The organism is Halorussus pelagicus (genome assembly GCF_004087835.1).
In the GTDB taxonomy this organism is placed as follows: domain Archaea; phylum Halobacteriota; class Halobacteria; order Halobacteriales; family Haladaptataceae; genus Halorussus; species Halorussus pelagicus.
On record NZ_CP035120.1, the window covers coordinates 93,705 to 106,511 of the forward strand.

The 12,807-nt window shown below is 64.1% G+C and carries 11 protein-coding genes and 2 pseudogenes; 4 read left to right on the top strand and 9 right to left on the bottom strand.

Annotation, left to right across the window (positions count from 1 at the left end; translation table 11 throughout):
* Nucleotides 1-88 precede the first annotated feature (88 nt).
* Nucleotides 89-202: pseudogene (locus tag EP007_RS17660) on the top strand (Gfo/Idh/MocA family protein); the annotation flags it as partial.
* A 206-nt stretch (nt 203-408) separates the two neighbouring features.
* On the opposite strand, the gene EP007_RS15645 reads toward EP007_RS17660, so the two are convergent.
* Nucleotides 409-1,335, bottom strand: a complete 927-nt coding sequence (locus EP007_RS15645) for a glycosyltransferase (protein WP_166035666.1) — start codon at nt 1,333-1,335, stop codon at nt 409-411.
* A gap of 374 nt (nt 1,336-1,709) precedes the next feature.
* On the opposite strand from EP007_RS15645, the gene EP007_RS15650 reads away from it, so the two are divergent.
* Nucleotides 1,710-2,003 (top strand): PadR family transcriptional regulator, encoded by a 294-nt coding sequence (locus tag EP007_RS15650; protein ID WP_128478708.1) that lies wholly within the window; start codon nt 1,710-1,712, stop codon nt 2,001-2,003.
* Between the two features lie 122 nt (nt 2,004-2,125).
* On the opposite strand, the gene EP007_RS15655 is transcribed toward EP007_RS15650, so the two are convergent.
* From EP007_RS15655 to EP007_RS18000, 5 genes and pseudogenes are all read right to left on the bottom strand, one after another.
* Nucleotides 2,126-3,424: an RDD family protein gene (locus EP007_RS15655; RefSeq protein WP_128478709.1), complete on the bottom strand. Its 1,299-nt coding sequence runs from the start codon at nt 3,422-3,424 to the stop codon at nt 2,126-2,128.
* A 59-nt stretch (nt 3,425-3,483) separates the two neighbouring features.
* Nucleotides 3,484-5,253 (bottom strand): MBL fold metallo-hydrolase, encoded by a 1,770-nt coding sequence (locus tag EP007_RS15660; RefSeq protein ID WP_128478710.1) that lies wholly within the window; start codon nt 5,251-5,253, stop codon nt 3,484-3,486.
* 99 nt (nt 5,254-5,352) lie between these two features.
* Complete coding sequence (locus tag EP007_RS15665; RefSeq protein ID WP_128478711.1) at nt 5,353-6,582, bottom strand: RNA-guided endonuclease InsQ/TnpB family protein; 1,230 nt, start codon at nt 6,580-6,582, stop codon at nt 5,353-5,355.
* 3 nt (nt 6,583-6,585) lie between these two features.
* Nucleotides 6,586-6,732 (bottom strand): DUF2080 family transposase-associated protein, encoded by a 147-nt coding sequence (locus EP007_RS15670; RefSeq protein ID WP_394346056.1) that lies wholly within the window; start codon nt 6,730-6,732, stop codon nt 6,586-6,588.
* 343 nt (nt 6,733-7,075) lie between these two features.
* A pseudogene (locus tag EP007_RS18000) lies at nt 7,076-7,278 on the bottom strand (phosphosulfolactate synthase); the annotation flags it as partial.
* A gap of 88 nt (nt 7,279-7,366) precedes the next feature.
* On the opposite strand from EP007_RS18000, the gene EP007_RS15680 reads away from it, so the two are divergent.
* Both EP007_RS15680 and EP007_RS17665 read left to right on the top strand, forming a co-directional pair.
* On the top strand, nt 7,367-8,377 hold the full coding sequence (locus EP007_RS15680; protein WP_128478713.1) for an aldo/keto reductase: 1,011 nt from the start codon (nt 7,367-7,369) through the stop codon (nt 8,375-8,377).
* A 100-nt stretch (nt 8,378-8,477) separates the two neighbouring features.
* A complete protein-coding gene (locus EP007_RS17665; RefSeq protein ID WP_166035668.1) occupies nt 8,478-8,621 on the top strand; it encodes a hypothetical protein in 144 nt (47 codons plus the stop codon).
* A 63-nt stretch (nt 8,622-8,684) separates the two neighbouring features.
* On the opposite strand, the gene EP007_RS15685 is transcribed toward EP007_RS17665, so the two are convergent.
* From EP007_RS15685 to EP007_RS15695, 3 genes are all read right to left on the bottom strand, one after another.
* Entirely contained in the window at nt 8,685-9,017 is a 333-nt protein-coding gene (locus tag EP007_RS15685) for a CGCGG family putative rSAM-modified RiPP protein (RefSeq protein ID WP_128478714.1), read from the bottom strand.
* A 70-nt stretch (nt 9,018-9,087) separates the two neighbouring features.
* Nucleotides 9,088-10,479: an MmgE/PrpD family protein gene (locus tag EP007_RS15690; protein ID WP_128478715.1), complete on the bottom strand. Its 1,392-nt coding sequence runs from the start codon at nt 10,477-10,479 to the stop codon at nt 9,088-9,090.
* A 134-nt stretch (nt 10,480-10,613) separates the two neighbouring features.
* On the bottom strand, nt 10,614-12,725 hold the full coding sequence (locus tag EP007_RS15695; protein WP_128478716.1) for a DUF7827 domain-containing protein: 2,112 nt from the start codon (nt 12,723-12,725) through the stop codon (nt 10,614-10,616).
* Nucleotides 12,726-12,807: the final 82 nt, after the last annotated feature.

A 12,807-nucleotide genomic window follows, 5' to 3' on the forward strand; every position in this document is an offset into this window, starting at 1 on the left:
GAAAGCGGCCGGACGGTTGAACGACGCCCTCGTAGTGAACTCGACACGGATGTCTCAGGCCGCCCGCGAGCGGTGGCAGGGCGAGACCGGCCAGACGCTACCGGCGACGGCCAGAGACGCACTCGCCGTGACTGCGCTGACCGAAGCGGCCTACGAGTCCGCTCGGAGCGGGGAGACGGTGAGCGTGGAGTTGGAGAGCTAGCGACCCGACGGTCGAAGCCGTCAATCGAACAGTTCCCGGTTGAACCCGTCGATTCCCTTCCAGTACGAGCGAAGAAGTATATACGCTATACTGACGAAGACGCCGACCGTAACGAGCATCGGTAGCGGTTCCATACCCGGACCAGAGTGATACAGTCACATAACGATACTGTTAGTTCGGAGCAGATTCGACCCTGCCTCGGGTCGTCACGTCACCGACTCGTAGACGCCTTCGATGCGCTCGGCCATGCGGTCCAAACTGATGTCCCGAATCGCCTCGCGGCCGTCGGAGGGCCGCGGGTCGGCCAGCACGTCGGCCAACCCCGCCGCGAGTTCCTCGTCGTCGTCCGAGACCGTCGATGGCGAGACGCCGTCGAGGCGGTCGCGCACGTCGCCCACGTCGGCCGAGACGACGGGCAGGTTACAGCTCATCGCCTCCTTCACCGAGTTGGGCGACCCCTCGCGCTTCGAGGTCAGCACGAGCGCGTCGGCGGCGTTCATGTACGTCGCCACCTCGGCGTGGGGGACGCCGTAGACGACCTGTAACTCCACGTCGGCGTCCACGCGCTCGCTGGCGCGTTCGACGATGCGATGCGCGCGCGGATGGTCTTTCACGTCTTGGGACGGCGGGTACGGGAACAAGACGTGGCGCGCGTCGGGGTCCCAACCGACCTCCGCGCGGGCCTCGGCCGTCGGCCGGGGAGCGAACCGGTCCATGTCGATGCCGTGGGGGATGACGTGGCAGGGTTGGCCGAGTTCCCGCGCCATCTCCTCGGACATGACGATGACCGCGTCGCAGTGGCGCGCACAGCGCTTCGAGAGCCATCCGTACTCGCCCATCAGGTCGGTGCCCCACAGCGAGAGGACGACCGGGAGTCGGAGTTGGGCCAGCGCCATCGGCGCGGTCAAGCCGTAGTTCGCGTGGACGAGGTCGTAGCCCTCCCGCGACTCGGTGAGGACCTGCGGGACGAACTTGAGGTAGTCGCCAGCGGTCCGTTCGGTCATGTCCTCGCGGGCGACGTGGTCGCCCGGCGGTTTCATCGTCTCGCAGTTGACGCCGCGGCGTTCCAGCACCGTCCGCTGTTGCTCGAAGAAGCGGGCGTCCTCGTTCGAGACAAGATTGAGGACCTTCATCGTCGCCCTCCATCGGGGGAAACTCGCCAATTCGGTCCGCCGTCGTTCCGGCCCGCGCCGAGCGACGACCGCGAGACTGTGCGACCGTACCGGTTGACCTGCGCCGTCGTATTGAGAAACGGGTCGTTCATAGTGGTCTCTCCGCCGGAGCGTGGCCCGGCAGTCGTTACCGGCGATACCTCGGTTACGGTCATTGTTATGCACCGCCTGAAACGAAATTCGACAGCGGGCGCGTCCAATCGCGCGGTGTGATACCTTAAGACACGATGACACCTTCGTAAGATAGCACGCCTATTTGCCGGTTTTGGGTAAAAAACTGAATTAAGCGGCCACCAAGCTTATAATTACAGGGGAACTATCGACTATCGTAACACATGCACGACCTGACTGGTTTCCAACGGGACCTGTTGTACGTCATCGCGGGCAAAGACGAGCCACACGGCCTCGCAATCAAGGACGAGCTTGAATCGTACTACGAGAAAGAGATTCACCACGGTCGCCTCTACCCGAATCTCGACACCCTCGTCGATAAAGGACTCGTGGACAAGGGTCAGCGCGACCGGCGCACCAACTACTACGCGCTTACCGACCGCGGAAGCCGTGAAATCGCGGCTCGCCGCGAGTGGGAGACCGAACACCTCGGCGAGAAGTCGTCAATCATCGCATAACCCCGCGAACTGACAGCTCCCGAACGACTCCCTTTTCGCCCTTCACCGAATCGCCAAGAGCGACGCGACCGACGGGTCCGGGCCGAGTCCGAACGAACGCTCCCGAGCGACGGCCGAATCGGTCATTCGGCGCTGACGACGACGGTACCGGCCGCCATGTCGCCGACGCGCTGTGCGCGGTCGGTCGCCAGCATCGAGAGAAACCCCAACACGTAGAACGGTGCGAAGTCCAGCGGCCGGAGCAGATTCCGGGCGAGGACCGACGAAAAAGATGCCGGAGAGCCGTCCTCCGAGACGACGACCAGTCCGAGCAGCCACTTGCCCGGCGTGCGCCCGAGCGACGCCTCCCAGACGAGGAAGTACAGCAGCGGAGAGACGACCATTCCGACGACGAGCGCGGGGACGGAGGCCGACTCGCCGAGCACGAGAACGACGCCGACCGCGAACACGAAGCTTCCGACGACGCCTGAGACGGCCGCAAACGCGAGGTCGAGTATCGCCGCGACCATCCGCTGGCCGAACACGTCGGTCTCGGTCTCGCGCTTCGGGTCCGGGCGAGTGAGACCGAACGCAGTGGTGAACCAACCGACCGGCGAGCGCCCGCCAAACGACTCGGAATCTGGGTTTTCGGTCACGTCGTCGGAGGTTCTGAGCCAGCGCGAGACGTGCATCCGGGAAATCGAGAGGTCGGCGTCCGCCGCGAGATCGAGGAGTCCGGCGAGGTGGGCCTTCCCCGTGACGAGACAGGCGCGCTCGTACTCCTCGCGTTCGGAGATAACCGAAACCCTATCGACCATGTGACCGTTCCGGTACTCGGTGAGGAGGCCCGCAGACGCCCCGACAAAGATCAGCACTGCGGTGATGGGGTAGATAGAGAAGAGACCGTTCGTCGCCGCGAAGGCGAAGGGTCCCACCGTCGCGGGAATCGCGGCAACGACCCAGAGACGGCGGTCGAGCCACTGGGTCAGAACCGTCGCGCCGACCGCGACCGCGAGGACGCCGACCAGCGCGGCGAGTGCCGTTCCGAAAGCATACGCGAACGCCGCGAGCGCCAGCCAGTTAGCCAGAATCCAGCGCGGTCCCGCCCTGCTCATGTAGAGGGCCGGGTGGTCGTCCACCTCGTGGACCGGGAGGTCTCGGTCGGCAGCGACCCGCCGGACGGCGATAGCCTCCGCCTCGTCGTACTCTCGGTGCAGGAGAGCGTACAGCGGCTCGAAGGCGACGATTTGAAGCAACATGCCGAGGAAGAACGTCGGCGTTCGGAGGGCGACCCGGCCGAACGTCCGGAGCGTAATCTCGGTCTCGGGTTGTTCGATGAACAGCGCGTCCGCGTCGTCGGCGAAGTCGGCCAACTCCGCCCGGACCTTCGCCGGGCGGTCGGCGTGGAGGACGCCGAAGAGACTGAGCGTCGGGGGAGCCATTCGTCGGAGACTGTCAGTGCGACGACCGAAAAGCTACCGACTCGCTCCCTGACTCGCGCTCACTCCTCGCCGTCGTCCGACAGGACGACTGTCACTTCGTCGCCATGGTCGAGGTCTGTCTCGCCCAGTAATCGGAGCATAGTCACGTCCTCGCCGCCGTCCACGACGCGAGCGCGGACCGGCGTTCCCCCGGTCTCGGACGCGAGGGCGTCGAGTCGGCCGAGGACTTCGCGGCGGAACGTCTCGTCGTCGTTCACCGCGGGATGGTCGTCGGCAATCGTCTCGGCGGGCACGGACGCGTCCGCCGCCTCCGGTTTCGATTCGGTCGCTGGTTCCGATTCTGCCGTCGCTTGTCCCGATTCGGTGGCGGCCTCGGTCTCTGGCCCGGTCGTGTCGTCGTCCGCCGCGGCGGGCGACGACGCAGCAGAATCGTCGGGTCCCGTCGGGACCTCACTCTCGTCGTCGCGCCCGCCGAATCGGTCTTCGAGGCGTTCGACGCCGACACCCTCCGCTTCGAGGTCCGTTTCGTCGGCGCGAGAAACCGTCGGAAGTTGCAGGTCGGACTCGGTGAGTAGGTTCCCGAAGCGGCCGCCGCTGGTCTGCCAGTCCTGCGCGAATATCGACTGGACGGCGGTCTCGCTCAACCACGGCGGCGGGGACCAGCGGCCGCCCTCGTAGAGGGTCTGTTCGCGGTCGTCGTTGCTGGCCCAGACGAACCGCTCGTCGTAGCGCCCCCGGAAGTTCCGAAGTACGCGCCGCGGACCGTGACCGGCGACGACGTGGATGGGGTTCAGGTTGGCGACCAACTCGTCGATGACCGACATCGGCGGATGGTTGACGACTTCGTAGTCGTAGACGGTACAGGAGGCGGTTTCGACTGGCGTCGTCGCGCCCGCGGTCAACTGGACGAGCGTGGCCGAGGAGTCGTCCTCGATGGTCCCGAAGAGGCGGCGCGCGCTCCCCTCCGTGGGAACTTCCGGTCCCGCGAAGGTGACGGTCCCGCGTTCGAGGAGTTCGCCCGGCGAGTCGAAGACGGCGACCGGTTCGACGTTCGGCACGTCGTAGCCGAAGTCGCGGTAGAGTTTCGCGGCCTGCCCGGCCAGCGTCACGGGGACGGTCTCGCCGAGTCGCTCGCCGAGGTGGCCCAGTAGATAGGCGTAGTGGACCGCCGTGAGCGCGCTGGCGGTCACGAGCGTCTCCGACCCGGCCTGCGAGCGTTCGAGGAGCGTGAACAGCGAGTCGGTCAGCGTCTCCTCGAAATCGTCGGTCGTGGAGACGTTGACGAACAGCACGTCTACATCGACGGGGAGATCCGACTGAAAGCCCGAGTACCCCGCCGCGCGGCGGTCCGTGAAGTCGCCGGTGAAAAGCAGATGTTTGGCGCGCGACCCGTCGTGGAACCGGACGAGGAACCCGGCCGCGCCGGGCGTGTGACCCGCCGGAACCGGCGTGACCTCGACTTCCGGCACGATGGTCTGCCACCCGTCGAGCGGTTCGATGGCGTCGGACACGGATTCGGTCGCGCCGATTTTGTAGTTCTTCTCTCCCTCCGTGAGGACGCTTTCGAGGACGTTCGCGGTTGGTTCGGCGACGTACACGGGCGCGCCGTCCCGCAAGGAGTCCGCGAGCGAGGCGTAGTGGTCGAGATGCGCGTGAGTCAGCAACACCGCCGCGAGGTACTCGTCGTCCGCGAGAAGCGAGTCTAAATCGACGCCGACTCCCGAGTCCACGAGGATGCAGGGAGTCGGGTCGAGCGTCGAGTCTCGAAATCGGAGAAGATACGAACCGCCGCCGGACGACGGGTTCGCATGCTGATAGCTGAACTTCATCCGTAGCGGGGTCGTCCGTCACCCCTCTGTATCCCGACACGCGTCATGATGGTACGATTAGGTTCACGAACCTAAGTTCTTTTGATGAACTACCTCATCCTACTCGCTCACCGCTGACGCGGTTCGCTCCGTGAGGATGGGGCTTCCTGTTTCCACGACGCGCTTTGCAGATACGGGTGTATCCGCAGGGAGCGCAGTCTCCACAGGCGTTGATTCGGAGTATCCCACTCCTACATCTTCGAGACCGCGAGAAAGGATGTTCCACGACGCATTCGCGTCTCTGTCTGCCTTGAACCCACATGACGGGCACGAGTGTTCACGTACCCATAATGGCTTGTCCGTCTCCATTCCGCACGACATGCACTCTTTGGTCGTACCTCGGGGGTCTACGGCGACGAAGTGTGTCCCTTCGCGTTCGCACTTGTATTCGAGCATTCGGAGGAATGTTCCCCACGAGGCTCCGGCTCGGTTCCGAGAGTTGCCGGGGAGTTCGACCAGTGCCTTCGCGTCCAAGTCCTCGACCGCTACAAGGTCGTACTTGCGGGCGTAGTAGTTCGACAACTTGTGGAGGAAATCTTGACGCTTGCGCTTCAGGTCGGCGTGTCGTCGAGCGACCGTCTTACGCTGTTCTTCCCAATTGTTCGAGCCGTGTTCCTTCTGCGAAAGTTCGCGCTGGGCGCGTTCCAACCGCTCGCGCTCGTCGGAGAAATCCGGCGACTTGACCGCGGTTCCGTCAGTATCGTGTGCGTATTTCAGGATTCCAACGTCAATTCCGACGACTCGTTCTGGATTCTCCGGTTTCTCGGGAGGGTCTTCGTCCACGTCGATACCGAACGTGGCGAACCACTCGCCCGTAGGTTCTTGCTTGACCGTGACTTGTTTGATGGTCGCGTTCTCGGGGATGTCGCGGTGAAGGTGAATCGGAATCTCACCGATTTTGCTCAACCACAGGACAGGCCGACCACTCGTATTCTTGAGTTTGAAGCCGGACTGATTGTAGGTGAGCGACCGATACTCTCGAGGAGGTTTCCACTTGAGCATTCCAACACCGCGTCCGTTCTCTTTCTGCGCTTTGAGCGTGGAGAGGTTGTCGTAGACGCGTTTGACGACCATCTGCAACACTTTTGAGTGAACGTCTCCGAGTTCGTCCCACCACGATTTGAGGTCGGGGAGTGTCCCCTGTACCTTGTAGCGTGCTGGAATCTCGTCTGCCTTGTTGAGTTTGTAGAGGACGTGGTTGTAGAGTTGCCTACAAGTATCGACGTGGTGCAGAAGCGTCTCAGTGAGGGCTTCCGGTGGGCCGAGTCGATACTTGTAGTTGTAGTGCATAGGCTATTCGTCTGAATCGGGTTCGGAAACGCGGACGACTTTCACGTCAGCGCCACGCCAGCGTTTGGGAACGATGACGTGGGCGCTATTTCCCGACGGTTTTGCAGTACCGCCAAGAACTTCTTCACCTTCGATCTCAAACGTATCCATCACCTATGTATATACATTGGATAGACATAAAGGTGGCGGTGGGCCTATGGGCCGGTCGTCGCGGAGTATCTCGAAGACGATGACGGGCTGTATCCTCCCCCTACTGCGTCCTCAGAACGTTTTGCGTTCTGATGTGCGAACGAGAGCGTCGCTCTCGTTAGCGCTACTCGGCCTTCGGTCTACGTTGCTCGTTGAGGAAGGAGACTTAGCGACTGAAAACAGTTGAACCCTTGCTCTGTAAGGGTCCGATTCATATAGGCGCAAAAATCGCCGGAAGTGGCCGCGGTGCCCTCGGAGATAGTGTCGCCTTCCGTCACGCTCGGTCGTACCACGGGACCCAGACCTACGAACGCTTCTTGCCCCACAGACTGACCGCATGCACTCTAACTCGACTATCTGGGTAATATCCACGAACCGGTTGACCTCCGGGCCGCAGTTCTTGATGTACCACTCGAACACCGCCGGGTTAGTCGCCTCGAACACGCAGTTCTCGACGCCGACCTCGTTGGCGATTTCGAAGGCCACATCGGTTCGCCACTCTCGGACGCGCGGAAACCGCGACCGAGTCGGAAGCGCGTCCTCGTCTGCCGCTTGCTGAACCCTTTTGGGACCGACACGCGTAGCGACGAACGGAATGACTGACAGCGAGTCACCCGACCTCGACTTCGTTCAGATGGGTGGAACCGGTCTCCAGACCAGCGAACTCCAGTTCGGAACCTGGCGCTTCGGGAAAGAGACCGAGGAAGGAAACGTCGAAATCGGCGAGGAGCGCGCCTACGAACTGCTCGACGCCTACGCCGACGCTGGCGGGCGCTACATCGACGCCGCCGACGTGTACGGCGGCGGGAAGGCCGAGGAGTGGATCGGCAACTGGCTGGAAGACCGCGACCGCCAGCGATACACCATCGCCTCGAAGATTTACTGGCAGATTCGGGACGACGACCCGAACAGTCGGGGCACCAACCGGAAGAATCTTCGGCACCGTGCCGACGCCATCCTCGACCGCCTCGACACCGACTACGTGGACGTGCTCTACATCCACCGCTGGGACGACCAGACCTCCGCCCGCGAGATGATGAAGACGCTCAACGCGCTCGTCGAGTCGGGGAAGGTCAACTACCTCGGGGCCTCGACGCTCCGCCCGAACGCCTGGAAGGTGGCGAAGGCCAACGCCATCGCTCGCGCAGAGGGTTGGGAGCCGTTCACCGTCCTCCAGCCGCGATACAACCTCGTGGACCGCGAAATCGAGGGAGACTACTTGGAGATGGCCCGTCAGGAAGACCTCGCAGTCTGTCCGTGGAGTCCGCTCGGACAGGGCTTTCTCACCGGCAAGTATTCGCGCGAGGACGGCCTGACCGGCCAGTCGCGCGCCGCCGAGTCCAGTCGCTTCGAGGACGCCTATCTCACCGAGGAGAACTTCGACCTCCACGACGAACTCGACGCGGTTGCCGACGAGGTTGACGCGACGCCCGCCCAGACCGCGCTCGCGTGGCTCTCGCACCGTGACGGCGTGACCGCGCCCATCGTCGGCGCTCGCACCATCGAACAGCTAGACGAAAACCTCGCGGCCGCCGATATCGACCTCTCGGACGAACAGGTCGAGCGACTTGCCGAGGCGAAGGGCGGTCCGTACGCCGGTCTCTGAGCGGTCCGTGCGCAGGACTCTAACCGGTCCGTAGGCCAGTCGCCGAGCGAACTCCCCCGACGGCCCAAGGAGTCAATTGCCTCGACCCCGTACGCCCGCCGTGACCTACCAAACGACGGCCGGATGGTCGCTGATATCCTCGGGCATCGTCACGCTCCTACTGAAAGTTCTCCCGTGGGACTCGCTGTGGTGGGGCCTCCTGTTCATCGTCGTCGGGGTCGTGTTGCTCTACGTCCGCCAGTAACGAAACGGGGCGGGCGCGCTTTCGAAGTCGAACGGTCAAACGCGCTCGTCCTCATCGAACGCACTACTCGACGTAGACGCGAGTGACATGACCGCCACAGCCACACTGCTCGACGTACTCCCACGAGAGGGCGTCGCCGAACGTCTCCACCAGCGCGTCGTAGAGATAGGTCTCGGGATGGCCGTGGTCGCCGTGCGTGACGAGGTTAACGTGGTTGCCTCCAGCGGTGTGTTCGACCGCTTGCCGGGCTTGCTCGACCACGAGGTCCCGGCGCTCGGCGTGCTGGGGCGTTTCGAGGTTGGCCGACCACGAGTTGTCGTGAACGTGGTCGGTAATGGGTTTCACGTCGCTGTCGAGGTCCACGTCGTGGTTGCGGTCGTCGCTGGATGCGGTCATACTCGAAGAGAGGTCTCGCTCGGGGGAATGAATTAGCCCGAACGTGTTCGGTCGTTGCAAGTGCGATTCGTCAGTCCAATAGCGCGACTAACTCCGAGGCGTCCGTCTCCTCCAACTCTCGGACGGTCCCGAGTATTGCCTCGCGCTTCTTCTCGTCGTAGCGCTCCCCTGCGGTCTCGTGGAACTTCCGCTCGATTCGGTCCCACGACATCGGGTCGTTTGGGTGCCCCTCGAAGTGGTCTTTCTCCACGAGGTAGGTCGTCCCGTCGGCCATCTCGACGGCGATCACAGCGGGCATCTCGCCCGCCTCGAATCTGTCCGTGAGTTCGGGGTCCTCCGAGACCTCCACCTCTCGGAGGAGCGTCTGCACGTCCTCGCTGCGGATGCGCTCGGGTTCGTACTGGTCGTTGCCCATCTCGCGGTCGATGAGCGAGACGGCGAGCATGTACGGGAGCGAGTGGTCGGCTTGAGCCTTCGTTTCGACTTCGTAGCGACTTCCTTCGCCGCCGCCAATGATGAGTTTCGCGCCCGCGAAGGTGTCGAGGCGAACTTTCTCCACGTTCTCGGAGTCGATGTCCTCGCGCTCGGCGAGTTCGATGACGCTTTCGACCGCCGACTGGGCGTACGTCTCGGCGACGTACTTCTTGGTCATCACGTCGTGGACGCGCTCGGCGGGCGTGAGTTCGACCTCGAAATTGCCCGAGACGACCTGTTTCCAGCCGTTCTGTCCCTCGAAGAGGTTCTTCGGCCCGTCCATCCCGTGTTTGGCGAGAAACGCCGAGTAGACCGCGTTTCGGGCGGCGTTGGCCGACGCGATGCCCTTCCACTCCGAGATGCCCTCGGTTCGAGTCACCCGAAGCGCGTTGTGCGCGGTGCCCGCGATGCCGACGGCCGAGCGCAACTGCTCGCGGTCCAGTCCCAGAACCCGCCCCGCCCCAGTAGCAGCGGAAATCACGGTGTGGGTGACATGGTCCCACCCGCGTTCGCGGACCGGTGCGTTCCACGCGAGCGCGCCCTGCACCTCGTAGGCGACGCCGACCGCGGTGATCAGGTCTTCTCCGGAGGCGTCGGCGTACTCCCCGCAGGCGAGTACCGCCGCGATGTTGTCGCTCGGATGGGGCGTCTCGCCGGGCGCGAGAAACGAGTCCATGTAGTCGAGATAGCGGACCAGCGCCGTGTTGTACATCGTCGCGTCAGGCGGCGAGGCGGTCGCGCGCTCGGGGTTCGGGTCCTCGGCGGACGAGTCTGCCTCCGCTCGCTCGCCGCCCCAGAGCGTACATCCCTCGCCGCCGAACTCCGCCACCGTGTCGCCGACGACGGAGACAGGTTCTTCATCCATCGCCGCGACGGCGATGCCCAGCGAGTCCACGATTCGCTTTTTCAGTTCGTCTACGGTGTCGTCGTCGAAGTCCTCGAAGTCGAGACCGAGTGCGAAGTCGGCGATGTCTCCGGTCGTGGTCATGGCGACTATCCGACGAGCGCGGGCAAAAAACGCGGCGTGCGTTCAGTCGGAAGCCACAGTTGAACCGACAGTAATTGGCAGTTACGACTCGGCGACTCGTCGCCGCGAAAAGAAACCGCGCGTATCGGTGTCTGTCAGCGCCGCCACGCGACGAGCGCCGCGCCCGCCAACAAGACCGCCGCGAGCGCGAGGACCGACGTTCCGACGCCGAATCCGGGCGCACGAACGGTGTTCGCCTCACCCATGGCAGCCGCCTCGGTCTCGGTACCTGCCCCGGCGTCTTCCTCGGTCGTCTCCTCGCCGTCAGCGACTGCTCCATCTGCGTCGTCGGCCGGAGTGGTCTCTTCGCCGCCAGCGGCCGCTTCGCCGTCCTCGGCCGGGGTAGTCGTTTCCTCGTCACCCTCCTCGGCCGGAGTGGTTTCTTCGGTCTCGGCCGCGCCGTCGCCCTCAACGACTACGCCGGTCGTGCGGACGGAGGGTTCGTCGATGGAGACCCTGAAACTCGTGTTCGGTTCCACGTCCGAGAAGTCGAACGATGCCTCCCACGTACCGTCCTCGGCGACCGTCGCGCCCTGGCGCTTGAGGAAGGGTGACTGGCCGGTGTTCACGGCCTCGACGTTCAGTTCCGAACCGGGCGCGAGCGTGCTGTCCCCGGAGATGGTCGCTTGCCCCGCGGGGACTTCGACCGGTCGGTCGAACGACGCCGACCGAGTGACCACCGTGAAGTTCGTCACCAGCGAGGTCGCGTTCTGCTCGGTGACGTAGGGGTTGTCTCCCGAAATCGTGAAGTTGGCCTGATAGCGCGCGCCTTCCTCCAACCGTTCGGAGTCGAAGACGACGAAGAACTGATTGTTCGACTCGTCCACGACGAGTCGTCCGCGGTCCAGCGACACGTCGGTCGGCGGGACGTTCATCCCACCGAGTCGCGTCAGGCTCATCGACAGGCCGGTCGAGTCGTCGTTCAGGTCAGGCATGTTCCGGACGTAGCTGTAGAGACCGGACGCCTGCACCTGCACGATGGCCCAGTCTTGGAACGCCACGTCGCTGTCCTGCGTGGCCACCTCGCCGATTTGGGCCACGCTGTTCGCGTCTGCCGACTCGGGCGCGGTCCACATCTGGATGCCCTCGGTCGAGCGGTCGTTCAGGAGAACGGACCCGACCGCGGTGCGAGTCGTCCCGACCGTCACCTCGATGGGGTACGTCGCCACGTCGAGGCGGCCCGGAATCGGGTCGGTCTCTAACCGGAAGTCGGTCACGTTGTCCTCGCCGACCGCCGAGATGCCCGGCGAGTCGGGCGAGAGGCCCGCCCGGTAGGTGTCGAACTCGACGGTCGCCTCGCCGTCGCCGTTCCGGTCCACGACGGTGAACCGTGAGATGTAGTTGACCTGTTGGGACCCGAGCCGGACCGTCGCTCGGTCGGTCCCGTCGAAGGTGACGTTGAACCGGACCACGTCACCGCGCTCCTCGGTGTAGGTCGCATTGCCGAGCGAGGCGGTTCCCTCCGTCGGTTCGGCGACGGTTACCGTGGCGCTGTCCTCGGCGGCACCGTCGGCCGTAATCACGGAGATGTCGTAGCTTCCGGGTTCGACGCCCGAAAAGTTGGCCTCGTAGTAGGCGTCGCTGCTCGCGGCGCGCGTCGAGACCGCCTGTCCGTCGCGGACTGCGACGGACTGGAAAATCTCCGCGAGTTGCGAGTCGTTCAGTTGCTCGGAGAACAGAGAGAAGTTGTAGCCCGCCCGATTCGACTGTAGGCGGAGGTCGGTCCGCGCGTCGGCGCTGTCGTCGTTCAGCACCGTTCGGTCCGCGACCGTGGCGTTGACGCTCTGGTTGGCGACCTCGAAGCTTGCCTCGCCCGCGCTCGCGGTGCCCTGTGCGGTTCCGTCCGCGAAGACGACGGGGTCGTCGTTCTGGTTGACGACGACGAATTCGCCGTCGAGACTGCTCGTGCTGAACACCGCCGACGCGCTCCCGTCGAGTAGAACTTCGGTCACGAGCGACCCGGTCTCTCCGTCTTCGACGCGCCGGACAGCCCACACCTCGCCCGCGTCGGTCTCGTTACCGGAGAATCGGAGGAACTGCCCCTGCCAGAACACTTCGCCGGAATCGACGGCGGCGTCGCTGACACCGTCGTCCTGCGCTTGATACGTCGTTTCGGCTCCCGTCATTGCACCACCGGTCACGCCCGCCGTCAACGCGCTGACGACCAGCAGTGCTGTCAGCAGTACACTCTTGCGTATTCGTGTCATGTTTTCCCCATCTGCCCCCTCCCGCACAATCGCTTCTCGAACGGTTGTGCGGGCGCTCGTCGGAAGTTCGGCGAAATCCGAT